Here is a 24,069-nt window from a genome sequence, read left to right as displayed (position 1 = left end):
ACTGGGCGGCGAACGTGACTCTGGCGTCACACTCGGCGACCCGCGACACTGAACCAGTGAGCGCACCGATCATCGACGAAGCGGCCTTGATTTTCGCTGAGCCCAAGGCCTACACGGACGAGGCGCGGCTGCACGCGGCGATGGCCCACCTGCGGGCCCATGCGCCGGTATCGCTGGTCGACAAACCCCCCTTCCGGCCGTTCTGGGCGATCACGAAGCACGCCGACGTGATGGAGATCGAGCGGGCCAACAACCTGTTCATCAGCGCGCCGCGTCCGCTGCTGGCCACCGCGCAGGCCGACGATCTCGGCAAGCAGCTGATGGACGCCGGGATGGGGTTGCGCACCCTGGTGCACATGGACGATCCGCAGCACCGGGTGGTCCGGGCCATCGGCGCGGACTGGTTTCGACCCAAGGCGATGCGCGCCTTGAAGGTCAGGATCGACGAACTCGCCAAGATCCACGTCGACAAGATGCTCGAGGCCGGCTCCGAATGCGACTTCGTCACCGAAATCGCCAAGCACTACCCGCTGTACGTCATCCTGTCGCTGCTGGGCCTGCCGGAATCGGACTTCCCACGCATGCTCAACCTCACCCAGGAACTCTTCGGCGGCGACGACAGCGAGTTCCGCCGCGGCAGCACCCCGGAGGAACAGCTCAACGTGCTGCTCGATTTCTTCAACTACTTCAACGAACTCACCGCGGCGCGACGAGCGAACCCGACGGAGGATCTGGCGTCGGCGATCGCCAACGCGCGGGTGGACGGTCAGCCGCTGTCCGACATCGACACCGCGTCGTATTACGTGATCATCGCCACCGCGGGCCACGACACCACCAGCGCGACCATCGCCGGCGGCCTGCGCGCGCTGATCGAAAACCCCGACCAACTAACGCGGTTGACCGACAACATGGATCTGCTGCCGCTGGCCACCGAGGAAATGATCCGCTGGGAGACACCGGTCAAGGAATTCATGCGCACCGCCACCGAGGACACCATCGTCCGCGGGGTGCCCATCGCCAAAGGCGAATCGGTGTATCTGTCGTATGTCTCCGCCAACCGCGACGAGGAGGTGTTCGACGAACCGTTCCGCTTCGACGTGGGTCGAGACCCCAACAAGCACTTGGCATTCGGCTACGGCGTGCACTTCTGCCTGGGCGCCGCACTGGCCCGGATGGAGATCAGCAGCTTCTTCAGCGAGCTCCTGCCACGGCTGAAATCCATTGAGCTCAACGGTGAACCAGAGCTCATCGCCACCACCTTTGTCGGTGGGCTCAAGCACCTGCCGATTCGGTACTCGCTGCGCTAGTACGGGCCTGCGCGCGCTGGACGTGCAGGAAGCCGTCGACGGCTGCCCGCGCACATTCGCGGTAGTCGAAATCCGGCAGCGTGGACAAGCGGCCCAGCACCAGCGGCCCGATCAGCAGGGCGATGGCGCGGGACCGGTCGACCTCGCCCAGCTCCGCCGCCTCCGGACTATCGAATATGGCGTCGAACGGCGCCGCGTACTGCTGGGCGATGCGCTCGCGCAGGGTGGTGATGGCCGGGCTGTCGGCGGCGCGGGTGTGACGAGGCTCGGGCAACCCTTCCAGGTCGCGGCCGAGCGCCAGCCAGGACATCGCCGTCAGGGCGGCCGGCGCCTGCGCCACGGATTCGGCTTGGTCGGACACCAGTGCGATAAGCCGGTCTCGCAGCGAGCCCTGCTCCGGTGGCATCGGGGCCGGCGGTATGAGGCTGTTGAACGCCGCGGCCAGCAAATCATTCCCGCTCGGGAAATGGCGATACAACGTGGCCCTTGCCACGTTGGCGCTACGGGTGACCGCATCCACGGTCACCGCACTGGGCCCCCCGGAACGAAGCAATGCGGCCGCGGCTTCGAGCAAACGCGCCCGAGACTGCGCTGGACGCGGATCGATACTGCCACCGGTAATTGTGAATCACCTCCCTGTTTGAGAACAAGACTACCGGTCTATCTCCAAGACCTTTGATCTCGGAGGGCTCCCGGCGCGGCGGGCGACGGCGGATGGCACGGCGGTTTCTCGCGATCACCACCGCCCGAGCGCTGCCACCGGGTTTTCGATGAGGTCGGCGAACAGCCGGACAAATCCGCCCGCCGCGCCTCCGTCGCAGACGCGGTGGTCGAAACTCAGGCACACCTGTGTCACTTTGCGCACCGAAACTTCCCCGTCGACGACCCACGGACGGTCGATGATGCGACCGATACCCAGGATGGCCGCCTCGGGGTAGTTGATGATCGGTGTGGCGCCGTCGACGCCGAAGACACCGTAGTTGTTCAGCGTGAACGTGCCCCCCGACAGCCGCGAAGACGGGAGCTTGCCGTTACGTGCACCCCGAATCGTCTCGGCGACAACGTCGGACAGCGAGACCGTGTCCAGCCTGTCGGCATCCTTGATGACCGGGACCAGCAGACCCCGCGGCGTGCTGACGGCGATTCCGAGATTGACATGCGGATAACGCACGATCTCCGAGCGGGTACTGTCGACCGACGAATTCAGCTCTGGGAATTCGCGTAATCCGGCAATCGCGAAGCGAGCCAGCAGTGCCAGCAAGCTCACCTCGCGCTTGGCCACCGCGACGATGCGCCTCTTGGCGTCGAGCAGTGCCGTGGCGTCGACGTCGATCCAGATGGTGACGTCCGGAATTTCCCGACGACTCGTGGACAGCTTCGCGGCGATGGCCTTGCGCAAACCCGTGATCGGAATACGTTGCTCGCTGCCCGATGGTGCCGCCGTGGGTACCCGGGTGGCCAGTTCTCGCTCGACATCAGCGCGGGTGATGATGCCGCCGGCACCGGTGGCCGACAGTTGGGCGAGGTCAAACCCGTTGTCGTGCGCTATCTTTCGAACAACCGGCGAGATCACCTTGGGCGCTGCAGCCGCGGCCGGGATGCTCACGGCCGGGTTCGGCACCGATACGCGCCGGCGACGACGGCGCGGTTCGGTCGTTCCGTAGCCGATCAGCACCTGTCCGGAGCCGCTGGATTGCGGCGACTGTGCGACGGTGATCAGCGGGGCGCCGACGGCCAGCGTCGACCCGACATCCCCGTGCAGCGCAACCACTGTCCCCGCGAACGGGACTGGTAGCTCAACCGCGGCCTTCGCCGTTTCGACCTCGACGATCACCTGGTCGACCGCTACGGCGTCGCCGACTTTCACCTTCCAGCAGGCGATCTCGGCCTCGACCAGGCCCTCACCGAGATCGGGCAGGACGAAAGTTTGCTCGCTCATGCACCCACCAACCAGCCGTCGGGTCGGTCGTCCCATTGCAGGCGTGCTATGGCGTCCAGGATGCGGTCACAGTTGGGCAGATACATCCGCTCCAGCCGGGGAGCCGGGTACGGAATGTCGTAGCCGCTGACCCGAAGCACGGGTGCCGCCAGGCTATGGAAGCAGCGTTCCTGGACGCGGGCGGCGATCTCGGCACCCACACCGGCAAATCCCTGCGCCTCCTGCACCACGACGCAGCGGCCGGTCTTGCGCACCGACGCCGCCACGGTGTCGTCGTCGAACGGAACGATCGACCGTAAGTCGATCACCTCGATACTGCGGTTCTCGTCGGCAGCTGCCGCGGCCGCCTCCAGCGCCGGATCCACCGACGGCCCGTAGGCGATCAGGGTCGCGTCGCTGCCCGACCGGACGACCCGGGCCTGCCCGATCGGGGCGCCGCGGCGAAGTTCAACGTCCGCGCGGGAGAAGTACAGGCGTTTGGTTTCCAGGAAAACTACCGGATCAGGGTCGTCGATGGCATCCCGCAGCAGGCTGTACGCGTCCGGCACCGAAGCCGGTGCAACGACTTTCAGTCCCGGGGTGTGGGCGTAGTAGGCCTCACTCGAATCGCTGTGATGCTCGACGCCACCGATGCCGCCCGCGAAGGGTATCCGGATCACGATCGGCGCCGAAAGCGCACCTCGCGTGCGATTGCGGAGCTTGGCGACGTGCGAGGCGATTTGCTCGAATGCGGGGTAGGCGAAGGCGTCGAACTGCATCTCCACCACCGGACGAAAGCCCGCCATGGCCATGCCGACGGCAAAGCCGACGATTCCCGATTCGGCCAGCGGCGTGTCGAAACAGCGTTCCCGGCCGAAGGTTTCGGCCAGGCCGTCGGTGACCCGGAAAACCCCGCCGAGCGCGCCGACGTCCTCGCCGAACACCACCACCGATTCGTCATCGGCGAGCGCGTCGCGCAGTGCGGCATTCAGGGCGCCGGCCATGGTCAGGGTGGTCACGGTTGCCAACCGTCGTCAGCGTCAAGCTCCGCGTGTGCCTGCGCTTGTTGGGCCCGCAACTGGGGAGTCGGCTCGGCGAACACGTAGCGGAACAGGTCGTCGGGGTCGATCGGTCGCTTGGCGTTCATGCCGTCGCGCACCGCGGCGGCGAGATCTTCGGCTTCAGCGGCGATTGCGTCGACGCCGGTTTCGTCGATGAGACCCGCTGCGCGCAGATAGTTTTCGAGCCGTGCGATCGGGTCGCGGGCACCCCACTGGGTGACTTCGTTGCTGGTCCGGTAGCGGGTGGGGTCGTCGGCATTGGTGTGCCCCTCCAGCCGGTAGGTGAGGGCTTCGACGATCACCGGGCCGTTGCCGGCCAGCACATAGCTGCGCGCTTCGTCCATGACCGCGAGCATCGCCAGCGGGTCGTTGCCGTCGACCTGCTCGCTGCCGATTCCATACCCAACTCCCTTGTGTGCCAGGGAAGGAGCGACCGATTGCCGCGCGAACGGGACACTGATGGCAAAGCCGTTGTTCTGCACCAGGAAGATCACCGGGGCGCGCAAGACCGCGGCGAAGTTGAGGGCCTCGTGAAAATCCCCCTCACTGGTCGCGCCGTCACCGCAGAGCGCCAGCACCGCAACGCCGGCGCCCTTGCGCGCCTGCCCGTACGCCAGCCCGACGGCATGCACGAGCTGGGTGGCCAGCGGCGTGCATTGCGGCGCGGTGCGGTGCGCCACCGGCTGGTAGCAGCAATGCCAGTCACCGGCCAGCATCGCCAGAACCTCGACGGGGTCGATGCCACGAGCGACCAGCGCCATCGAGTCGCGGTAAGTCGGGAACAACCAGTCCTCGGCGTGCAGCGACATCGCGACAGCGATCTGGCAGGCCTCCTGCCCCCGCGAGGAGGGATAGACCGCCAGCCGTCCCTGCTTGGTCAGTGCGGTGGCCTGGCGGTCAAAACGGCGACCCAGCACCATCTTCCGATACATCTCGGTGAGCCGCGCATCATCCGGGCGGCAGTAGCGAGCGGTGCTGGCAGTCGGATGCCCCACCGGGTCGAGGTACTGCACGGCCGTCTCGGCCGGCAGAAACTTGCGGTAGCCCGCCTCGATCGGAGTCACGGCCACCTCCCGATAGATGCTTGTCCACTAATCGTGGCGTACGGTGATACAACATGACAGTGAACGGTCATATCGAAGGATATTTTGATTTCCTGCGTAGCTCATCATATACATACTGTCCAAAGACACTCCCGATATCGGCGAGGCGGTGAACACATGGCCGAGGACGCGGCGGCGCGCGTTCAGCTCGACGAGATCGACCGGCGGCTGATTCGCGAGCTCACCAAGGACGGCCGGATATCCATGCTTGAGCTGGCCAAGCGCGCCCACGTTTCCCGGACCCACGTGTACTCGCGGATCGAGCAGCTCCAGCGATCGGGGGTCATCGAAGGTTTCACGGCCCGAATCAACTTGGAAAGAGCGGGTTTTGCGACCTCGGCGCTGATCGCGCTGTCGATCCAGCAGGATTCCTGGCGCGGACTCTCGGAGAAGCTCAGGTCCCTGCGCTACGTCGAGCGGTTCGCACTCGTCGGCGGCGACTTCGACGTGATCGTCGTGGTCCGCACCCCGGATAACGCGACTCTTCGCGACGTGGTGCTCGAACGCATCCACAGCCTGGCCGGGATTCGGGCCAGCCGGACCTGGCTGGTGTTCGAGGAGTACAACGCCACCGAGTTCGGGTGGTGATCGCTCAGGCGGGGACGGCCGTGCGCAGCGCGTCGGCCCGGGACCGGGCCAGGATGCGCGCGGCGGCGTCGGTGCTGATGCTGCGCGAGTCGCTGATCGAATAGACCTGCGCCAGCGTATTGCCGATGCCCTTGGTGTAGTGCTCGACGGTCGCGGCGTCCCACCCGAGCACTTCGCGGCCGACCAGGTGAAACGCTCCCCCGGCGTTGCCGACGAAATCGGGCGCGTACACGATGCCGCGGTCGCGCAGGATAACGCCGGCGGTGTCGTCGACGAGAATGTTGTTGGCCGCACCCACCACCGCCGCGGCCGATAGTCGGCCGGCGATCGCCCGGTCGATGACTCCGCCAAGGGCACACGGGGCGAAGATGTCGCAGGGTGTGGTCACCACGTCGTCGGGATGGATTACGGTCCAACCACATTGGCGTGCCCATGCCTGCCGCTCGGGTACGACGTCGCAGATCAGCAGAGCGGCACCGGCCTCGGCGGCCAGCGTCGCGAGGTGACCGCCCACGGCGCCCAGTCCCTGGATCAGCACGCGGAGTCCGCCCAGCTCGCCACGTCCGCGCCCGAGACCGCAATATTGCGCGGTGGTCTTAATCGCCTCGAACACCCCGACCGCGGTGTTGACTGCACTCGAACCCGCGCCGCCCCGCGCGACCGAACGACCGAACACGAATTCCGTTGTGTCGCCGAGGATGTCCATATCCGAGGAATTGGTGTTGACATCCGGGCCGGTCCAGTAGGTCCCATTGAGCTTGTTGATGTTCTCGGCGTGCAACCGGAGGATCCGGCGCCACGTTGCCTCGTCGAGCATCGGGCGCGGCGCCGGCAAGGCAATCACCGACTTGCCGCCGCCCATCGGCAGATTGCCGACGGCCATCTTCAGCGTCATGGCGCCGGCGAGCCTGCCGGCCTCGTCGAGCGCGTCGCTCAGACAGGCGTACTGGGCCGCGCGGGTGCCACCGGCCGCCTGCCCGAGCCGGATCGAATCCACCCGGATGACAAACGATGCGCCGGTCTGTGGGTCGTGCCGGATCAGTGTCAGCTCGCCGTTCCAGCGCAACGCGTCGTCCATGCTCATGTGTCAAGAAACTAGAGAAGCGAAGCCGGCCTTCGAATATCTAGCGCCAATTCGGCTACAGATTGTCTGCTGACAGGGGTAAGAGTCAGAACTCTGTTCACCACAGACCATCCGCATCGCAACCGGACGACACATTGCCCGCGCGGTGCACCCGGCCGCGATGAATCACGGCCCGCACCCGTTCGGGCAGGTTGTTCACGGCGATCTCGGTGCCGGCCACCAGCACCAGATCGGCGCGCTTGCCCGGCGCCACCTCGCCGATGTCGGAACCGAGTCCGAGCAGTTCGGCGGCCGACGTCGTCGCCGCTCGCAACGCGTCGACCGCCGACACACCCTGCTCGCGCATCAACTCGAGTTCGCGCAGGTTCTCGCCGTGCGGCGCGATGCCGGCATCGGTTCCCATGGCGATGCGCACGCCCGCGTCGTACGCGAGCCGCAACGACGCGGCGTGCGCCTCCAGCACCTCGTCGGCCTTGGCGCGGGTGGCCTCGGCGACGCCGGCCGACGTCCTGGCCTGCCGCAAAATGGCGTGCGGAGCGGAAAGCGTTGGCACCAACCATGTTTTGCTCGCCACCATCATCGCGGCGGCTTCGTCGTCGAGGTAAACGCCGTGCTCGATCGAGCGGACGCCGGCGCGGATCGCGTTCTTGATGCCCTCGGTGCCCTGCGCGTGCGCCATGACATGAACGTGCGCCGCGCGCGCTTCGGCCATCATCACGGCGAGTTCGTCGTCGGCCAGGTGCGCGCGACGCGGGTCGCTGCGCGGGCTGATCACGCCACCGGTGGTGGCGACCTTGATCACGTCGGCCCCGGCGCGGATCAGTTCACGGACCTTGCGGCGCATCTCATCGACACCGTCGACAACGGTCGAGGGGCAGCCCGGGTAGGGCGGCCACAACGCGTGGACGCACGCGCCGGAGGGCAGCCACTCGTCGCCGTGCCCACCGGTCTGGCTGAGCATGCCGATCGCGATCTGCAGGTCGGGGCCTTCGACGAGCCCGGACGCGACCGCCTGTTTGACGCCGAGGTCGGCGCCTGCCGCGTCGCGAACCGTGGTCACGCCCGCGTGCAAAGTCAGCCGCAGATTGCGCACGGCCTGAAAAAAGCGGAGCGAGAAGGGGTTTTGGATCAGCCGCATGGTATCGACGCCATCGAGTGTCAGGTGGACGTGACAGTCGATCAGACCCGGCAGCACCAGCTGGCCGGCGGCGTCCAGCTCGGCGTCGGCGTCGAGACCGGGGCCGACGCCGACGATGTTCTCGCCTTCGATCACCACGTCGGCCGCCGCGGCGGTGCCGGAGACGGGATCGAAGACGTGCCCGCCGCGGACCAGCAGGCGGCGGTTCACTGCTCGGTTGCCGGCGGCGCACCGTACAGCGTGTTGATCCACACCGTTGTCAGGGCGGCGGCGGCTTCCTTTTGGTGGGGCACCCTGTCGCTGAACGGGCGCTGCCCGAAGCACGCCAGCAGATACCGCTCGTTCATCCACGTCAACGCTCGGGCCACCTCACCAGGCTCGGCGAGCCGGCAGCGCCCGGCGGCGATGTCGGCTTCGATGCGGCGCGCGGTGTTCGCCGCAAGCCGGTCGGCGAGCGCCAGGTACAGTGCCCCGATTTCGGGATCGCGTCGCGCCGTGTCGGAGATCGCCTGAATCAGCCGGCCGTGTTCGACGAAAACCGATGTCAATCCGTCGAGGCTGCGACGCAGCTCGGCGACCGGATCATCGGCATCGGCCATCCAGTCGTCGGCGACGTGGTCCAACTCCAGACCGACGTCGTCCAGCATCGCCATCAACAGATGCTGACGGTCCTCGAAATGGCGATAGAACGCGGTGCGGGCGACCTGTGCGGTCGACGTGATGTCGTCGAGCGAGATCTCGGCCCAAGGCTTCTCCTCGAGCAAGCCGTGGGCGGCGTCCAGCAACCGCCGGCGGGCATCGCGTCGATGCGCGCGGCGGCGCGCCTGCAGCTCGCTCTGTCTGGTGGTCAACTCGGTGAACCTTTCTGCAACCGGCCGTTGTGACTAGAAGTGAAACATATAAGTTGACATTATGTCACAGATGTAGTTTCGTTAGGCCCACCGACGCCGAGAGAAGGGTGCCGTCGCCGTGCGACTGAGTTTGTCGTTCACCGGATTCGGTTCGATCCTGGCCGCGCTGCCGGCGGTCCGGGCCGCCGAGGAGCACGGATTGGACGGCGTTTGGTACGCCGAACACATCTGCGCCCACGACGCGGTCGTCCCCGCGACGGTCTACCTGCGCGAGACGCAGCGCCTCGAGGTGATCTTGATGGGCCTCAGCACGGCTGGACGCCACCCCGGCCTGACGGCAATGGAACTCGCCTCGCTGGCCGAAATCGCCCCGGGCCGAGTGCGCGCCGCAATCGGCACCGGCGTGCCGGAGATGATCGCCAAACTGGGCCGGGCGATCGACAAACCGGTCAGTTCGACCGTCGCACTACACCGGGCGCTGACGACGGCACTCGCAGGCGGCGACCTCACCGGTGACTACCCGGGATTTCGTTTCGCGCAGTACAAACTGAACCCGCTGTCCGCGCCCCCGCCGCTGGACATCATGGCGGTGCGCCCGCGGATGGTGGAGACGGCCGCGCGCTACGCCGACGGCGTCTGTCTGAGCGCCGGTTCATCCCGCGCCTATCTGGCCGACACCGTGCGGCGCGTCGAGGCAACGCTCGCCGAAGCCGGCCGGCCCCGGGAAAGCTTCCGGATCTCCGCAGTGGTCGCCGCATTCATCACCGACGACCTGCCCAAGGCACGCATGCAGGTGGCCGCGTTGCTGTCCACGTTCGACGCGGCGACCACCGAATACCTTGCCGCGGGCGCGATTCCGGCCGGGGCGCTGGTGAAAGCCATGGCCACCGGTGGTCTATTCGAGGCGGCCAAGGTGTTCACCCCCGAGGTCGTCGATGCGGTGGCGATGGTATGCCCGCCCGAGGCGCTCGCGGAGTCACTGGCCGCCTACGCCGAGACGGGCGTCGACGAGATCGCAGTTGCGCCGTTCGCACCCCCGGACCAGGTGCCCGAGCTGATCCGGCAGCTGGCCGAGTGCCGTCCGCTGCTGACCGCCAAGTCCTGACCAGAGAACGGAATACCGGCATGCCTGACACCGATACCCTGCTTGACCGCGACGCCCGGGAGATCCTGCGGCTGCACCGCGAATTCGTCGACGCCAATGGGCCTCTCGACTCCAGCTACCTGCGCGAGCATGTGACTGGGGTGCCCGACGAGCTGGTCTGGTACAACCTCAACGGCTCGGTGTATACGGGCCGGGATCACATCGCGGCGTTGTGGGACATGCTGTCGGCGGCCATGGGCGGACAGGCGGTCAGCGCGGAGCTTCGCGACGAGCGCGTCCAGGTGGTCGGCGACGCGGCGTGGGTGACCTACCTCAATAACTACCAAGCCGATTTCGGAAACCTGGGCAGCTACAACGCCGGGATGCGCAGCACCGAGATCTGGCGCCGCCGGGATGGCAAGTGGGAGCTGGTGCATGCGCACTTCTCCACCCACGTGCCCAACCAGATGGGCGGCCGATGATGTGCGGCGCTGCTCGTTCCTAGGGCGGGAGTGATTGCGGTGCAGCGGTTTTCGGTGGCCGGTCCGGTCGGGACCATCACCGGCGTGCGGTTGGTCCGCGACGGCGCGGCGGCACCCGTGGTGTTCGTCCATCACATCAACGGCGCCGCCGAACAGTGGACACCGGTGATGGAACGGATCGCCGGGCGCACCTCGGTTGCCGTCGATCTGCGCGGGCACGGCGACTCGCAGCCCGGCGGGTGCTACGGCGCCGCAGATTACGCAGCCGACGTCACGGCCGCTATGAACGAACTCGGAATAGCACGAGCACATCTGGTCGGGGCGTCGTTCGGCGCCGGGGTATGCGTGACGCTGGCCGCCGAGTCACCGCAGCGGGTCGCGTCGATCGTGGCGATCGGCGGGGCGCTCAGTGCCGGCGACACGGTCGACGTGGACGCCGTCGTCGCTGACCTGCACCGCCGGGGACCCGCGGCGTTCTTCGAGCAGATGGCAACCGCGAGCTTCGCAGCCGGCGCCGACGAGAGGCTGCTACGCGACGCGGTGCGGTTGGCCGTCGGGAAGGATCCCGGCACCACGGAGCTGATCCTGCGGGCGGCCTTTTCGGCGAACGTCGCCGAAGCCGCGGCACAGGTCGACGCGACTGCGCTGGTGCTGACCGGCGAGCACGACCACACCTGTCCGCCCGCACTCGGGGTGGCACTGGCCGAATCGCTCGGTACCCGCTGCCGGGTGCTGCCGGGGCGCGGGCACCTGCTGCACCTCGAAGATCCGGCTTTGGTGGCAGATCTGATCGGCGAGCAACTGTGCCGCACCGACCCGGTCCGAACCGGCTGAGCCCCGACGATGCACCCAGCACCGTTCGACTACCTCGCGGCCAGGTCCGTCGACGAAGCGTGCGCCGCCCTGAGCCTCGACCCCGACGGCACCCGCGTTCTCGCCGGCGGCCAGAGCCTGCTACCACGCCTGGTCCGACGGCTGGAGCGACCGCGCCGCCTGGTCGACATCACCACCGTCGCCGAATTGCGCGGACTGCGCCCGACGCCGCACGGATTGCAGATCGGTGCCGCGGTCACCCAGCGCACCGGCGAATTGTGTTCGGCGCTACGCGGATTCGGTCTGCTGGCGCAAGCCCTTCCGCGCGTCGGAAAGGTGACCACCCGCAACCGCGGCACGATATGCGGCAGCCTCGCCCACGCCAACCCGGCGGCCGAGCTCGGCGTCTGCCTGCTCGCCCTGGGAGGCAAGATCGCCGGGGTCTCCGCCGAAGGTTTCCGGCGGATCGCCGCGGAGGACTTCTTCGTCGCGCCGCACCGGACAGCGCTGCGCGCCGACGAGCTGTTGCACACCGTCACTTTCCATCGGCCAACCGGCATTGGTCACTTCGACGAGGTCACGCTGCGCGGCGCCGGCGATACACCGCTGGTGAGCGCCGCTGTCCAGGCACACGTCGTCGACGGCACGGTGACCGACATGCGCATCGCGGTCGGCGGCGCGGGGCAGATACCGACGCTGGCGGGACCGGCGCTCACCGGCGCTCTCCGGGGGCGACTCGACGACGACACGATCGAAGCCGCCGGCCGCGATTTCGCGGCCGACCTCGAATTCGCCGGCGACGCGCATGGTTCCGGCGATCATCGGCGCCGGCTGGCGGCGCACCTGGTGACCCGGCTGCTGCACCGGGTGAAATCGGAGCTACCGTGACCGGCGAGCTGGACATCGAACTGCGGGTGAACGGACGCCCGGTCCGGGCGAGCGTGCCGCCGCGGATGTCACTGGTCGACTTCCTGCGGGAGCGGCTCGGGCTCACCGGCACACACATCGGCTGCGGCCAAGGCCTGTGCGGCAGCTGCAACGTGCTGATCGACTCACGTTCGGCGCGAGCGTGTTTGACGTTGGCGGTGCAGGCCGCTGATTCCGAAGTCGTCACCGTCGAAGGTTTGGCCGGCGCGGCGGGCCCGTCGCCGGTACAGGCGTGCTTGGTGCGACATCGGGCACTGCAGTGCGGATTCTGCACTCCCGGGTACGTCGTGCTGTTGGAAGAGTTGCTGCTCGAAGTCGCCGCCGGCGCCCGGCCCACACCGGCCGAACTGCGTGATCGCCTGGCCGCCTCCCTGTGTCGTTGCACCGGCTACTCGTCCATCGTGGCCGCGGCCGAAGAGTTAGTCGCCGCAGCGATTGTCGAGCAGAGCCGATGACCGGCACGCGGCACGTCGGCGACTGCCCACCCGGCCTGCACCTGACGCGTCTGGCGTCGGGAGGCGGGCGGTATCTGGCCGACGACAGCACCACCGGCGAGCTGCACCTGGTTATCGTGCGATCCCGGGAGCCGCACGCCCGCATCTCGGTGGACACGGCTCGCGCGGCGTCGGCGCCCGGGGTGCACGCCGTGCTCGTCGGCGCCGACATCCGTTCGGCGACCGAGCCGATGGGCATGATGTGGAACGCCCAGGTCCAAGCCGAGGCACCCACCTGGTGCCTGGCGACGGAGCGGGTTCGCTATGTCGGTGAGCCGATCGCGGCCGTCGTGGCCGACGACGCCTATCTTGCCGAAGACGCCGCCGAACTGGTCGACGTCAGCTACCAAACCCTGCCGCCCGTCGTCGAACCGTGCCCCGCCAGCCGGCCCCTGCTCTACGACGACTGGCCGGACAATGTGTTCGGCCGCAGCCGTTTCGAAGCCGGCGATGCGGCCGCGGCGCTGGAGGGTGCGGCGGTGGTCGTGGCTGGACGTTATGTCAACGACCGGGTGGCGGGCCTGTCCCTGGAGACCCGCGGGGTGCGCGCCGCGTGGGACATCACCGGTGAGTCGGCCACGGTGTGGACCTCGACGCAGTCACCGAATCAGGTCAAGGCCTCGCTGGCGGCCACCCTGCGACTGCCCGAAAGCCGGGTCAGGGTGTTGTGTCCCGACCTGGGCGGCGCGTTCGGCAACAAGGCCTGTGCCTACATCGAAGAAACCCTGGTGGCCTTCGCCGCTCGTGCCGTCGGTCGTCCGGTGCGCTGGATCGAGAGCCGCTCGGAGGCGTTCATCGCCACCGTGCACGGACGGGGAACGACGGTCGATCTCGATGTCGGGTTCGACACGGACGGAACGATATCCGGACTGCGGGCGACCGTCCTTCTCGACTGCGGCGCGACTCCGTACATGGTCGGGTTGGGAACCGGTGTGGTGACCGCCGCCATGGTGCTGGGCCCTTATCGGATCCCCGACGCGCTGACCGAACTGGTCGCGGTGGTCACCAACAAGACACCGATCGGCGCGTATCGCGGATTCGGCATGCCCGAGGCCACTTTCGCAATCGAGCGGGCGATGGACGAGGGCGCGCGGCTGCTGGGGATCGACCCGATCGAGATCCGCCGGCGCAACTTGCTGCGCCCCGACGAACTGCCCTACTGGACGGCGGCAATGATGTGCCTGGACAGCGGGCGCTACGGCGAGCTGCTCGACCTGGTCGCCGAAACCGTTGATTGGCAGCAGCTTAGCCGCGATGTCGCCGAAGCACGCGCGGCCGGCCGGCTGGTCGGTGCGGGCGTCGCATGTTATCTGGAAGCCACCAATTTCGGTCCGTCGCTGACCGCCGCGATGATGGGCATCAACAGCGCGGGACATGATCGCGCCGTGGTGCGCATGGACGCATCGGGGTTGGTCACGGTGCTGACCGGCCAGGTGCCCATGGGCCAAGGCCTGGAGACGGTGCTGGCGCAGGTGGCCGCCGACGAAGTGGGCGTACCGCTGGCTTCGGTGTCGGTGGTCCACGGGGACACGCTGGCTTGCCCGTACACCGGATACGGCAGCGGCGGCAGCCGCGGTGCGGGCGTCGCCGGATCGGCGGTGATGCTGGCCGCCCGCAGGCTGCGCGAGCGGCTACGGATCCTGGCCGCACACCTGCTGGAAATCGAGCCGGGAGCCCTGAACGAGGCCGACGGCGCGTTTACCAGCGCGTCAGGTAACCGGGTGAGCGTCGCCGACGTCGCCGCGGCGGCCTACCAGGCCAGGGACCTGCCGGCCGACTTCGAGCCCGGCCTGGAATCGTCCTACACGCACGATCCGCCCGGCTTCGCGTTCTCCTACGGCTCGGTGGCAGTCGTGGTCGACATCGACCGTGACACCGGGGCGGTGGGCTTGCGGCGCTTGGTCTTTGGGCACGACTGCGGCGTTCAGCTCAACCCCGCCCTGGTCGCCGCGCAGATCGTCGGCGGAGTCGCACAGGGCATCGGCGCGGCGCTGTACGAACAGCTGCCCTACACCGCCGACGGCCGGCCGGTGGTGGAGTCGCTGTGGGACTACTTTCCCCCGCTGCCCGCCAACGTGCCCGCCGTCGAGCTGGTCCATCTCGAGACACCGTCGCCGTTCTCACCCAACGGAGCCAAAGGAGTCGGCGAGAGCGGCGTGATTCCGATCCCGGCCGCGGTGGCAAACGCGATCCGGGACGCGCTGAGCGCGGAAATCGGTGACGCCCAGGCTCGCTCGGTCGTCGACACCCTGCCCATCACGGCCGAGCGGCTGCTCGCCGCCCTGGACCTCGCCAACAGCACAACCCCACGGAGGGAGAGATCACGTGAAGTACGCATCGCAGGAATGGCTGAACCGACAGTGTGAGTTGCAGCAAGCGTTCAGCCCGCGCCCGGGCGCGTCGGCCCGCGTGCAATACCGCCTGACCCAGGCTCCGGAATCGGGCGAAATCCGTTACTACGCAGATGTTCAGAACGGTCGCATCGTCGAGCAGCTGCTCGGGGACGACCCGAAGGCGGACGGCACGATGTCGGCCACGTATGCGGATTCGATCGCAATGCTGCGCGGCGAACTGGCACCGACGACAGCCTTCATGCAGGGCCGGGTGAAGGTCACCGGCAATGTCGCCAAACTCGGCGCGCTGATGCCGCTCACCCAGACGACCGAATACAAGCAGCATTACGCGCAGCTGTGCGAGGAAACCGAATTCTGATGCCACCGAGGGTCGCGCGACGCGGCCACCGCCGATGACGTTCTCGCTGCTGGCGCGCGACCCGTCGACCGGACAGCTCGGCGTCGCCGCGCAGTCGCATTACCTGGGCGTCGGCGCGACCGTGACATGGGCCGAAGCCGGCGTCGGAGTGGTTGCCACCCAGGCCTGCGCCGCGCGTTCCTACGGGCCGCGCGGCCTGGCGCTGCTGCGGGCGGGCGGGTCGGCGAGTGACGCGCTGTCTCGGCTGCTCGACGAGGACACCCACCGCGAGATCCGGCAGGTCGGCTTTCTCGACGCCGCCGGAACGATCGCAACCCACAGCGGCACCAGGTGTATCGGCGCCGCCGGTGTTGAGGTCGGCGATCACGCGGTCGCGCTGGGCAACATGCTGGACAACGACGACGTGTTGCCGGCCTTGCTCCGCGGGTTCGAGGACGCCGACGGGGATTTCGCGCACCGACTCGTCGCGGGCCTGGCCGGCGCGCAGGACGCCGGCGGCGACATCCGCGGTAGCCAATCGGCCGCGCTGCTGGTGGTCGACGGCCGGCGCACCGATGAGCCGTGGGACGGCCTGATTCGCGATCTGCGGGTGGAAGACCACCCCGAACCCGTCGGGGAGCTCAGCCGGCTGGTCCGGCTCGACGATGCGTTCCACCGTGTCTCGGGGGTGGTGTTCGATCCACGCGGCGCCGTTTTCGGTGACCCCGGCAGCGAAACGGATTTCGCCGCGGCCGCCGAGTCTCTGGCCGACGCGGCCGGCGTGCTCGATCCCAACCCGGAGGCGATGTTCTGGTCGGCGGTGGTGCAGGCCCGATGGGGACGGACCGATGCGGCCCGACACCTGCTTGCCGAGGCGTCGATGCGCAATGCGCGGCTGCCGCGGTTCTTGCGGTACTTGAGCGACGCCGGAATACTGACCCCTTCCGCCGTCGCGATGATGCGCGGAACAGGCGGTGCCCGTTAGGCTTTCGGCCGCCCGTCGATGATCCTTCGGGCTTTGCCGGCGGACCGTTCGATGGTACCCGGGTCCAGCACGACCACCACGACGCTCAGACCGATACGGTTCTTGATCTCCCGGGTCAACGACCCGGCGGCGTGCCGGCGTTGCTCGGCCGTGGCGCCGCGACGGCTTTCCACCCGGACCGTCAGCTGGTCGAGCCGACCGGCCCGGTCCAGCACGCATTCGAACTGCGGCGACAAGGCCTTCTCGGCGAGGATCCGTTCTTCGATCTGCGTGGGGAACACGTTCACGCCCCGGACGATGAGCATGTCGTCACTGCGGCCGGTGATCCGCCGCATTCGGCGCATGGAGCGGGCCGTGCCGGGTAGCAGCGCCGTCAGGTCGCGGGTCCGGTAGCGGATGACGGGAAACGCCTCCTTGGTCAGCGAGGTGAGGACGAGTTCCCCGTCGGCGCCGTCGGGCAGTACCGAACGGGTGTCCGGGTCGATGACCTCGGGATAGAAGTGGTCTTCCCAGATGTGCAGGCCGTCTTTGGTTTCCACGCACTCCTGCGCGACGCCGGGACCCATGACCTCCGAGAGCCCGTAGATGTCGACGGCATCGATGTCACACCTGTCTTCCAGTTCGACGCGCATCTCTTCCGTCCACGGTTCCGCGCCGAAGACGCCGGTACGCAACGAAGTCGCGCGCGGATCGATGCCGGCCGCCTGCATCGCCTCGACAATGCTCAACATGTATGACGGGGTGACCATGATCGCGTCGGGGGCGAAGTCGGCGATCAGCTGGACCTGGCGTTCTGTCATGCCGCCCGACACCGGGATGACGGTGCAGCCGAGCCGCTCCGCCCCGTAGTGCGCACCGATGCCGCCGGTGAAAAGCCCGTAGCCGTAGGCGATGTGGACCTTGTCACCCGGGCGCACGCCGGCGGCCCGCAACGATCGGGCCACCAGGTTGGCCCAGGTGTCGATGTCGGCGGGGGTGTAACCGACGACGGTCGGCCGCCCGGTGGTGCCCGACGACGCATGCACCCGCACCACCCGCGACTGCGGTACCGCGAACATTCCGAACGGGTAGTTGGCGCGCAGGTCGGACTTGGTGGTGAAGGGGAACAGCGCCAGGTCGCTCAACTCTTTGAGATCACTGGGATGCACACCGTGGGCGTCGAACGCGGTACGGTAGTGCGCCACATTGTCGTAGGCGTGCCGCAGGGACCATTGCAGCCTGCGCAACTGCAGGGCGCAAATCTCGTCCCGCGATGCCGTCTCGATGGGCTCGAGGCTCATGGCGCGTCGAAATCCACGGTGACGGCGTCGCTGGTGGGCACCGCTTGGCAGGTCAGCACGAAACCAGCTGCCAGTTCCGACTTTTCGAGGGCGTAGTTGCGTCGCATCTCCGCCGTGCCGACCGTGAGCTTGGCGCGGCAGGTGCCACACACGCCGCCCTTGCAGGCGAACGGCAGGTCGTCCCGAAAGTGCTGCGCCCCGTCGAGGAACGTGGCGTTGCGCGGCAGGCTGAGCGTGCTGACGCGGCCGTCCAGCACGATCGTGACTTGGCTGTGTGGGCCGATCGCCGCCGGCTCGGCGGGCCGAATCGGGGCCGGAGCGGTCTCTTCGACGTAGAAGACCTCCCGGTGGATGCGATCGTCGGGGACACCGAACTCGCCCAGCACCCGCTCCGCGTCGTGCAGCACGCCGAGCGGCCCGCAGAGCCAGAAGTCGTCGACGGCGTCGACAGGCACCAACTCCCGCAACAAGATCCGAATGCGGTCCGCGTCGAGCCGGCCGCTGACCAAGTCGGATCCGCGGTGTTCGCGCGACAGCACGTGGACGAGTTGCAGGCGCGGCCGGTGGCTGTCCTTCAGGTCCGCGAGGTCCTCGGCGAACATCACCGAATCGGCGCGGCGATTGCCGTAGATCAGTGTCACATGCGAGTCCGGTTGTCGCAGTAGCGTAGTCGCGATCGAAAGGATGGGCGTGATACCGGATCCCGCGGCGATCAGCACGTGCCGGCCACCGGTGTCCGTGGGCGCGACGAAGGTGCCGGACGGGGTGGCCACCTCCACCTCGTCGCCGCGCCGGATGTCGCGGACCAGCCAGCCGGAGAAGACCCCGCCTGCCACTTTCCGCACCCCGATCCGCAACTCGCCTCCAGCCGGTGAGCAGACCGAGTAGGAACGTCGTTCCTCGCGACCGGCGAAGCGCTTCCGCAGCGTCACGGATTGCCCTGGGCGGAAGGCGAATTCGGCTTTCAGGTGGTCGGGGACCGCCAGCGTGACGGCGGCGGCGTCGGCACACAGCGCCGACACGTCGGCTACCCGCAGCCGGTGAAAGGTTTGCAAGGCGCTCAGCTCAGATCTCCTTCACCCGCTCGAACGGTTCTGCGCACGCGCGACAGCGATGCAGCGACTTGCACGGCGTCGCGGCGAATTCCGACACGGTTTCGGTGTCGACGGAGCCGCACTGTGGGCAGGTGATGCTCCGCGCCCATGGCGTAAGCGTCAACGGGATCGGCCCGTCGTGACGGGCCGGTGCCGGCCCGGGGACGGCGATTCCGTGGTCGGCGAGCTTGCGCCGGCCTGTTGGTGTGATCCAGTCCGAACTCCACGGCGGGCTCAGCACGGTTCGGATCCGCGCGTCGGCCAGGCCCGCCGCCGACAGGGCCGCTGCCAGGTCGGCGCGGATCGTGGCCATGGCCGGGCAACCACTGTAAGTCGGGGTGACGGTGACCACCACCCGACCGTCGTCCTGGTAGCCGATGTCACGCAACACCCCGAGGTCGGCCAGGGTCAGCATCGGCATCTCCGGATCGCGGACCCGCTCGGCGGCCTCCCGGGCCGACTCCAGCCGCGCGGTATCGCACGCCATCGTGATCACCAGCGCCCCAGTGGATGTGCGCGGGCGACGGATTGCATCTCGGCGAGCAGGCGTCCCATCGCCCCGGTATGCACACCGTCCCGACCGCTCTGGCCGCCGGACCCCGCCGCCGCCGGGACGGACAGTTCTGCGGCGTGAAACACCTGGCCGATCACCGAATCGAACTCGGTTCGCAGCAACGCGGGGTCGACCCCGACGCCGGCCGCGGCGACGCGGGCCTCGACCCGATGGGTGCTGAACAGTTCCGCGACGTAAGGCCACACCGTGCGCAGCGCGGCTTCGGTGCGACGACGGGATTCACCGGTGCCGCAGGCCAGGGTGATCAGCCAACGGGCGGCGTAATCGCGGTGGTAGGTCACCTCTTTGACGCCCTTGTCGGCCACCGCCGCCAGCACCGAGTCGCGAGAGCCGCGCAGCTGCTGCAACAGGGCCAGCCGGAAGGTGCAGAACACCAGCAGTCGGGTGATGGTGACGGCGAAGTCGCCGTTGTCGCCCTCGACCAGACGTGTGTTGCGGAACTGCGTTTCGTCGCGGAAGAAAGCCAGCGCATCCTCCGGCGGCACCGGCGACCCCGGTGGCAACGCCGGAACGACGCCGGGCTCGGCTGCGGCTGCGCGCGCGAGCAGCAGTCGGGCCTGGCCGAGCAGGTCCAGGCCGATATTGGCCAGTGCCACCTCTTCTTCGAGTTCCGGTGCCGCACTGCTCCATTCGGCAAGCCGCTGCGCGGCGATCAGCGCATCGTCGGCGAGCATCAGGCAATAGCCGGCGAGGTCGGCGCCGTCACAGCCGTCGGGGAGGGTGGTGTCCACGCCGGCCAGCGGGTCGGTGAAACTCGTCCCGAACGCCCACTGGTCGTGGGAGTCGGCGTCGACGAGTCCGCCATACGCAGAGTCAAGGTCGGTCATCGGCGTTCTCCCAACGGTCACATATGCGGAACGGTGTCAGGGATCTCGTAGAAGGTCGGGTGCCGATACACCTTGTCGCCGCTGGGCGCAAAGAACGGGTCCTTCTCGTCCGGGCTGGACCCGGTGATGGCCGCCGAGCGCACCACCCAGATGCTGACTCCCTCGTTGCGACGGGTGTAAACCTCGCGCGCACGGCGCAGCGCCATGGCGTCATCCGCGGCGTGCAACGATCCGACGTGCACATGGTTGAGCCCGCGCCTCGCACGGACGAACACTTCATACAGCGGCCACTGCCGATCGACCTCTAGGTCATCGTTGTTCATCGGGTTTCCCGCCCGATCCGGCTTGCGAACTCGGCGGCGGCGGCACGCACCCAGTCGCCGCCCTGGTGAGCGGCCCGACGATTGGCGAGCCGTTCCCGATTGCACGGTCCGGTCCCATTGACCACTTTGGCGAACTCGGACCAGTCGGGCTCGCCGAAGTCGTATGAACCACGCTGCTCGTTCCAGGCCAGCCGGGCGTCGGGGATGCGGACTCCCAGCACCTCGGCCTGCGGAACCGTCATATCGACGAACCGCTGCCGCAGTTCGTCATTGGTGTGTCGTTTGATACCCCAGGCCATCGACTTACCGGTGTTCGGTGACTGCGCATCGGGCGGTCCGAACATCATCAACGTCGGCCACCACCACCGGTCTACCGCGTCCTGCACCATGGCCTGCTGTGCCTCGGTGCCCCGCATCATCGTCATCAGCAGCTCGTAGCCCTGACGCTGGTGGAACGACTCCTCTTTGCAGATGCGGATCATCGCGCGGGCATAGGGACCGTAGGAACTTCGGCACAGCGGCACCTGGTTGCAGATGGCCGCTCCGTCGACCAGCCAGCCGATCACTCCCACGTCGGCAAAGCTTAGGGTCGGGTAATTGAAGATCGACGAGTATTTTTGTTGGCCGGCAAGCAGTTTCGCGGTCAGATCGGCGCGGTCGGCCCCAAGGGTCTCCGCTGCGGAGTACAGATACAGGCCGTGGCCGGCTTCGTCCTGAACCTTCGCCATCAAGATGGCCTTGCGGCGCAACGACGGAGCCCTGGTCAGCCAGTTGCCCTCCGGTTGCATTCCGATGATCTCCGAATGCGCGTGTTGGCTGATTTGGCGGATCAGCGTGCTGCGGTAGCCGTCCGGCATCCAGTCACGGGGCTCGACGCGCTGCCCGGTCGCGATGACCCCATCGAACTCGTGCTGCAGTTGCGCGGTGGCCGTCGGCGTCAACGCCGTCTCCTCAGTCTCCATCGTCAGTGCCCGACGAAGGTCGGCCGCTTCTTGTCGAGAAATGCCTGCACCGCGGCGCTGTGATCGTCGGTGGCGCCAAGCAGCGCCTGTGATTCGGCTTCGCGGGTCAGCACATCGGCGAGATCGGCGTGGGCGTTCTCGGCAATCAGCTTTTTGACGGCCTTGAAGGCCGCGGTCGGTCCGGCGGCGAGTCGGCCTGCCACCGCGGCGGTTTCGGCGGCGAGGTCGGAATCGGGCACGACACGGTGCACCAGCCCCCACTGTTGGGCGGTGTCGGCATCGAGGGTTTCGCCGAGCAGGAACAGGCCGGTCGCGCGGCCCTCGCCCACCAGTCGTGCCAGGGACGCGCTCAAACCGGAGTCGCTCGCCAGGCCGATGCCGCAGAAGGCGGTCCCGAACTTGGCGCCCCTTCCCGCGATGCGGATGTCGCCCGCCAGCGCGATTCCGAACCCGGCACCGACGCAGGCACCGTTGATGCCGACCACGATCGGTACCTCAATAGCATTGAGCGCCAGCATCACCGGGTTGTAGTGCTGGACCACCGTGTCCATGGCGTGCGCCGGATCAGCACGTAGGGCCGCCACGTGTTCGGCCAGGTCCTGCCCAACGCAGAAGTTCCTGCCCGATGCGGTCAGCGTCACCGCGCGCACCGAGGGATCGGATCCGGCCGCCGACAGCGCGTCCAACAACTGCGCTTTCAGTGCGCCGTCCAGGGCGTTGGAGGCCGCCGGCCGGTCCAGCACGATCGCGGCAACGCCGCCGTCGACGGTGTACTTGATCGCCGCAGTGGCTGTCTCGGTCATCGCCGCTCCTCGTCGCCAGGTTCCATCATATTAACCGACCGTTCGGTAGAAAATCAAAGGGTCGCGCGGGTCCTCGGCGCGCATGCACGGTCGTCGGGCGCAGTGATGCGATGATGGGCGGCATGGCTGCCGCGCCTTCTCGCCCCACCGGCCAGGTCGGCCGTCCCGGTTACGACCTGGACTCGCTGCTGGAGGTCGCGGTGGCGGTGTTCAACCAGCGGGGCTACGACGGCACCAGCATGGAGCATCTGGCCAGCCGGCTGGGCATCAGCAAGTCCTCGATATACCACCACGTGCGCGGCAAGTCCGAGCTTCTGGAGTTGTCGGTGAACCGCGCGATGGACGCCTTGTTCGCGGCCACCGCAGAACCCGAGACAACCACCGGCCCCGCGATCGACAGGCTGGAGTACCTGGTCCGCCGCAGCATTCACGTACTGGTTGAGCAATTGCCTTATGTGACACTGCTGTTGAGGATCCGGGGCAACACCACCGTCGAGCGCCGCGCGCTGGCCAGGCGGCGCGAATTCGACCAGATCGTCGGACGCCTCGTCGAGGAGGCGTGCGAGGAGGGCAGCGTGCGGCCCGACATCGACCCGCACCTGACCAGCCGGGTCATCTTCGGCACCGTCAACTCGCTCATCGAGTGGTACCGGCCGACCCGCAGCCTCGACGCCGACGCGCTGGCCGACGCAGTCGTCAGCCTGCTCTTCGACGGGCTTCGCGGCGGGCCCGCAAGACGCGCGTGACTCCGGTCGGTCAACTACCCGGCCGACTCAATGGGCCGCCGTCGCGCCCTTGACGCCGACTGAGCGGGCTGCCACAGTGGGATCCGCTCAATAACCGAACGAACGGACGGTTGGTAAGGGGTGCGGACCGCATGGCGCCGTTGTTGCAGAGCTTCGTGAAGGGGCAGTGGGTCACCGCCGACGATGCGGGCGTGGCGCTCGCCAATGCCGTCACCGGGGCCGACGTGGCACGCTATTCCACGCAAGGACTGGACTTCTCCGCGGCGGTCAACTACGCCCGCGATGTCGGCGGACCGGCGTTGAGTGCACTCACGTTCCCGCAACGTGCCGGTTGCCTCAAGCAACTCGGCAAGCTGCTGATGGCCGGCAAGGACGAGTTCTATCCGCTGTCCTTCGCGACCGGTGCCACCGCACGCGACTCTGCCATCGACATCGACGGCGGTATCGGAACTCTGCTCAGCTACGCGGGCAAAGGCGCCCGCGAGCTGCCCAACGACACCATCTACCTCGACGGCAGCACCGAAACCATCGGCCGCGCAGGAACTTTCGTAGGTCAGCACATTTACACCACACGGCCCGGTGTGGCGGTGCAGATCAACGCGTTCAACTTCCCGGTCTGGGGCATGCTGGAGAAGCTGGCCCCGGCGTTGCTGGCCGGGGTGCCGACGATCGTCAAGCCCGCACACCAGACGGCGTACCTGACCGAGCATCTGGTGCGACGCGTGATCGCCAGCGGGTTACTGCCCGAAGGCTCACTGCAGTTGGTATGCGCCAGCCCCGGCGGATTGCTCGATGAACTCGGCGAGCACGACCAGGTCGCCTTCACCGGGTCCGCCGCGACCGCGACTCGGCTTCGTTGCGAGCTGAGCGCCCTGGGTAGGGGTGTGCGGTTCAACGCCGAGGCGGATTCGCTGAACTGCTCCATCCTGGGACC

The 24,069-nt window shown here is 67.8% G+C and carries 26 protein-coding genes; 12 read left to right on the top strand and 14 right to left on the bottom strand.

From position 1 onward, the window contains the following. Positions 1-71 precede the first annotated feature (71 nt). Positions 72-1,307, top strand: a complete 1,236-nt coding sequence (locus VML93_RS06640; protein WP_325608937.1) for a cytochrome P450 — start codon at positions 72-74, stop codon at positions 1,305-1,307. Here the strand turns inward: VML93_RS06640 and VML93_RS06635 are convergent. From VML93_RS06635 to pdhA, 4 genes are all read right to left on the bottom strand, one after another. After that, positions 1,273-1,881, bottom strand: a complete 609-nt coding sequence (locus VML93_RS06635; protein ID WP_325608906.1) for a helix-turn-helix domain-containing protein — start codon at positions 1,879-1,881, stop codon at positions 1,273-1,275. The two genes, VML93_RS06640 and VML93_RS06635, sit on opposite strands and share 35 nt — an antisense overlap. Positions 1,882-2,043: 162 nt before the next feature. After that, positions 2,044-3,246, bottom strand: a complete 1,203-nt coding sequence (locus tag VML93_RS06630) for a dihydrolipoamide acetyltransferase family protein (protein WP_325608904.1) — start codon at positions 3,244-3,246, stop codon at positions 2,044-2,046. After that, positions 3,243-4,244: an alpha-ketoacid dehydrogenase subunit beta gene (locus tag VML93_RS06625; protein ID WP_325608902.1), complete on the bottom strand. Its 1,002-nt coding sequence runs from the start codon at positions 4,242-4,244 to the stop codon at positions 3,243-3,245. Before VML93_RS06625 ends, VML93_RS06630 begins: the two co-directional genes overlap by 4 nt. Then, positions 4,241-5,368 carry a pyruvate dehydrogenase (acetyl-transferring) E1 component subunit alpha gene (pdhA, locus tag VML93_RS06620; protein WP_414686293.1) on the bottom strand — a complete coding sequence of 376 codons (1,128 nt, stop codon included), beginning with the start codon at positions 5,366-5,368 and terminating at the stop codon, positions 4,241-4,243. Before pdhA ends, VML93_RS06625 begins: the two co-directional genes overlap by 4 nt. A gap of 138 nt (positions 5,369-5,506) precedes the next feature. Between pdhA and VML93_RS06615 the strand changes: the two genes are divergently transcribed. Then, complete coding sequence (locus VML93_RS06615; RefSeq protein ID WP_325608898.1) at positions 5,507-5,977, top strand: Lrp/AsnC family transcriptional regulator; 471 nt, start codon at positions 5,507-5,509, stop codon at positions 5,975-5,977. A 4-nt stretch (positions 5,978-5,981) separates the two neighbouring features. Here VML93_RS06615 and VML93_RS06610 read toward each other — a convergent pair whose 3' ends face one another. From VML93_RS06610 to VML93_RS06600, 3 genes are all read right to left on the bottom strand, one after another. Further along, on the bottom strand, positions 5,982-7,061 hold the full coding sequence (locus VML93_RS06610) for a Glu/Leu/Phe/Val dehydrogenase dimerization domain-containing protein (RefSeq protein WP_325608896.1): 1,080 nt from the start codon (positions 7,059-7,061) through the stop codon (positions 5,982-5,984). Between the two features lie 97 nt (positions 7,062-7,158). Beyond that, positions 7,159-8,409, bottom strand: a complete 1,251-nt coding sequence (locus VML93_RS06605; protein WP_325608894.1) for an amidohydrolase family protein — start codon at positions 8,407-8,409, stop codon at positions 7,159-7,161. Continuing rightward, complete coding sequence (locus VML93_RS06600; RefSeq protein ID WP_325608892.1) at positions 8,406-9,050, bottom strand: TetR/AcrR family transcriptional regulator; 645 nt, start codon at positions 9,048-9,050, stop codon at positions 8,406-8,408. Before VML93_RS06600 ends, VML93_RS06605 begins: the two co-directional genes overlap by 4 nt. A 118-nt stretch (positions 9,051-9,168) precedes the next feature. Between VML93_RS06600 and VML93_RS06595 the strand changes: the two genes are divergently transcribed. From VML93_RS06595 to VML93_RS06560, 8 genes are read left to right on the top strand one after another with little or no spacing between them, the layout of a single operon-like run. After that, positions 9,169-10,155: an LLM class flavin-dependent oxidoreductase gene (locus VML93_RS06595; RefSeq protein WP_325608890.1), complete on the top strand. Its 987-nt coding sequence runs from the start codon at positions 9,169-9,171 to the stop codon at positions 10,153-10,155. Between the two features lie 20 nt (positions 10,156-10,175). Continuing rightward, complete coding sequence (locus VML93_RS06590; protein WP_325608888.1) at positions 10,176-10,616, top strand: YybH family protein; 441 nt, start codon at positions 10,176-10,178, stop codon at positions 10,614-10,616. Positions 10,617-10,655: 39 nt separating this feature from the next. After that, on the top strand, positions 10,656-11,450 hold the full coding sequence (locus VML93_RS06585) for an alpha/beta hydrolase (protein WP_325608886.1): 795 nt from the start codon (positions 10,656-10,658) through the stop codon (positions 11,448-11,450). 9 nt (positions 11,451-11,459) lie between these two features. Then, positions 11,460-12,317 carry an FAD binding domain-containing protein gene (locus tag VML93_RS06580; RefSeq protein ID WP_325608884.1) on the top strand — a complete coding sequence of 286 codons (858 nt, stop codon included), beginning with the start codon at positions 11,460-11,462 and terminating at the stop codon, positions 12,315-12,317. Then, positions 12,314-12,811 carry a (2Fe-2S)-binding protein gene (locus tag VML93_RS06575; RefSeq protein ID WP_325608882.1) on the top strand — a complete coding sequence of 166 codons (498 nt, stop codon included), beginning with the start codon at positions 12,314-12,316 and terminating at the stop codon, positions 12,809-12,811. Before VML93_RS06580 ends, VML93_RS06575 begins: the two co-directional genes overlap by 4 nt. After that, entirely contained in the window at positions 12,808-15,216 is a 2,409-nt protein-coding gene (locus tag VML93_RS06570) for a xanthine dehydrogenase family protein molybdopterin-binding subunit (RefSeq protein ID WP_325608879.1), read from the top strand. The genes VML93_RS06575 and VML93_RS06570 overlap by 4 nt, the downstream gene beginning before the upstream one ends. 1 nt (position 15,217) lies before the next feature. Beyond that, positions 15,218-15,562: an SCP2 sterol-binding domain-containing protein gene (locus VML93_RS06565; protein ID WP_325608877.1), complete on the top strand. Its 345-nt coding sequence runs from the start codon at positions 15,218-15,220 to the stop codon at positions 15,560-15,562. A gap of 34 nt (positions 15,563-15,596) precedes the next feature. After that, positions 15,597-16,526 (top strand): DUF1028 domain-containing protein, encoded by a 930-nt coding sequence (locus VML93_RS06560; protein ID WP_325608875.1) that lies wholly within the window; start codon positions 15,597-15,599, stop codon positions 16,524-16,526. Here the strand turns inward: VML93_RS06560 and paaK are convergent. The 7 genes from paaK to VML93_RS06525 are packed head-to-tail and all read right to left on the bottom strand — an operon-like array spanning position 16,523 to position 22,389. Further along, positions 16,523-17,806 (bottom strand): phenylacetate--CoA ligase PaaK, encoded by a 1,284-nt coding sequence (gene paaK, locus VML93_RS06555; RefSeq protein ID WP_325608873.1) that lies wholly within the window; start codon positions 17,804-17,806, stop codon positions 16,523-16,525. The genes VML93_RS06560 and paaK overlap by 4 nt on opposite strands. Continuing rightward, entirely contained in the window at positions 17,803-18,861 is a 1,059-nt protein-coding gene (paaE, locus tag VML93_RS06550) for a 1,2-phenylacetyl-CoA epoxidase subunit PaaE (protein ID WP_414686292.1), read from the bottom strand. Before paaE ends, paaK begins: the two co-directional genes overlap by 4 nt. A 10-nt stretch (positions 18,862-18,871) precedes the next feature. Continuing rightward, on the bottom strand, positions 18,872-19,387 hold the full coding sequence (gene paaD, locus VML93_RS06545) for a 1,2-phenylacetyl-CoA epoxidase subunit PaaD (RefSeq protein ID WP_325608871.1): 516 nt from the start codon (positions 19,385-19,387) through the stop codon (positions 18,872-18,874). A gap of 5 nt (positions 19,388-19,392) precedes the next feature. Next, on the bottom strand, positions 19,393-20,301 hold the full coding sequence (gene paaC, locus VML93_RS06540) for a 1,2-phenylacetyl-CoA epoxidase subunit PaaC (protein WP_325608869.1): 909 nt from the start codon (positions 20,299-20,301) through the stop codon (positions 19,393-19,395). 17 nt (positions 20,302-20,318) lie between these two features. Continuing rightward, positions 20,319-20,624 carry a 1,2-phenylacetyl-CoA epoxidase subunit PaaB gene (paaB, locus tag VML93_RS06535; protein WP_325608867.1) on the bottom strand — a complete coding sequence of 102 codons (306 nt, stop codon included), beginning with the start codon at positions 20,622-20,624 and terminating at the stop codon, positions 20,319-20,321. Next, the gene (paaA, locus tag VML93_RS06530; RefSeq protein ID WP_325608865.1) at positions 20,621-21,586 is read right to left on the bottom strand and encodes a 1,2-phenylacetyl-CoA epoxidase subunit PaaA; all 966 of its coding nucleotides are present in this window, start codon (positions 21,584-21,586) and stop codon (positions 20,621-20,623) included. Before paaA ends, paaB begins: the two co-directional genes overlap by 4 nt. A gap of 2 nt (positions 21,587-21,588) precedes the next feature. Then, positions 21,589-22,389 (bottom strand): enoyl-CoA hydratase/isomerase family protein, encoded by an 801-nt coding sequence (locus tag VML93_RS06525; RefSeq protein ID WP_325608863.1) that lies wholly within the window; start codon positions 22,387-22,389, stop codon positions 21,589-21,591. A 122-nt stretch (positions 22,390-22,511) separates the two neighbouring features. Between VML93_RS06525 and VML93_RS06520 the strand changes: the two genes are divergently transcribed. After that, positions 22,512-23,135, top strand: coding sequence for a TetR/AcrR family transcriptional regulator (locus VML93_RS06520; protein ID WP_325608861.1), 624 nt, complete (start codon positions 22,512-22,514; stop codon positions 23,133-23,135). Positions 23,136-23,266: 131 nt separating this feature from the next. Next, positions 23,267-24,069, top strand: an 803-nt coding sequence (locus VML93_RS06515; RefSeq protein WP_325608859.1) for an aldehyde dehydrogenase family protein, incomplete at its 3' end; no start/stop codon positions are given.

Origin of the sequence: Mycobacterium sp. (genome assembly GCF_035499775.1) — a bacterium.
Classification (GTDB): domain Bacteria; phylum Actinomycetota; class Actinomycetes; order Mycobacteriales; family Mycobacteriaceae; genus Mycobacterium.
Note: the sequence above shows the minus strand (reverse complement) of the source record. Positions and strands in the feature narration are given on the sequence as shown.

What these genes read in the sequence shown, in the direction of transcription:
- VML93_RS06630 (WP_325608904.1), bottom strand. Translation starts at nt 3,246, where the DNA reads ATGAGCGAGCAAACTTTCGTCCTGCCCGATCTCGGTGAGGGCCTGGTC.
- VML93_RS06615 (WP_325608898.1), top strand. Translation starts at nt 5,507, where the DNA reads ATGGCCGAGGACGCGGCGGCGCGCGTTCAGCTCGACGAGATCGACCGG.
- VML93_RS06610 (WP_325608896.1), bottom strand. Translation starts at nt 7,061, where the DNA reads ATGAGCATGGACGACGCGTTGCGCTGGAACGGCGAGCTGACACTGATC.
- VML93_RS06590 (WP_325608888.1), top strand. Translation starts at nt 10,176, where the DNA reads ATGCCTGACACCGATACCCTGCTTGACCGCGACGCCCGGGAGATCCTG.
- VML93_RS06580 (WP_325608884.1), top strand. Translation starts at nt 11,460, where the DNA reads ATGCACCCAGCACCGTTCGACTACCTCGCGGCCAGGTCCGTCGACGAA.
- VML93_RS06570 (WP_325608879.1), top strand. Translation starts at nt 12,808, where the DNA reads ATGACCGGCACGCGGCACGTCGGCGACTGCCCACCCGGCCTGCACCTG.
- VML93_RS06560 (WP_325608875.1), top strand. Translation starts at nt 15,597, where the DNA reads ATGACGTTCTCGCTGCTGGCGCGCGACCCGTCGACCGGACAGCTCGGC.
- paaK (WP_325608873.1), bottom strand. Translation starts at nt 17,806, where the DNA reads ATGAGCCTCGAGCCCATCGAGACGGCATCGCGGGACGAGATTTGCGCC.
- paaD (WP_325608871.1), bottom strand. Translation starts at nt 19,387, where the DNA reads ATGGCGTGCGATACCGCGCGGCTGGAGTCGGCCCGGGAGGCCGCCGAG.
- paaC (WP_325608869.1), bottom strand. Translation starts at nt 20,301, where the DNA reads ATGACCGACCTTGACTCTGCGTATGGCGGACTCGTCGACGCCGACTCC.
- paaB (WP_325608867.1), bottom strand. Translation starts at nt 20,624, where the DNA reads ATGAACAACGATGACCTAGAGGTCGATCGGCAGTGGCCGCTGTATGAA.
- paaA (WP_325608865.1), bottom strand. Translation starts at nt 21,586, where the DNA reads ATGGAGACTGAGGAGACGGCGTTGACGCCGACGGCCACCGCGCAACTG.
- VML93_RS06525 (WP_325608863.1), bottom strand. Translation starts at nt 22,389, where the DNA reads ATGACCGAGACAGCCACTGCGGCGATCAAGTACACCGTCGACGGCGGC.
- VML93_RS06520 (WP_325608861.1), top strand. Translation starts at nt 22,512, where the DNA reads ATGGCTGCCGCGCCTTCTCGCCCCACCGGCCAGGTCGGCCGTCCCGGT.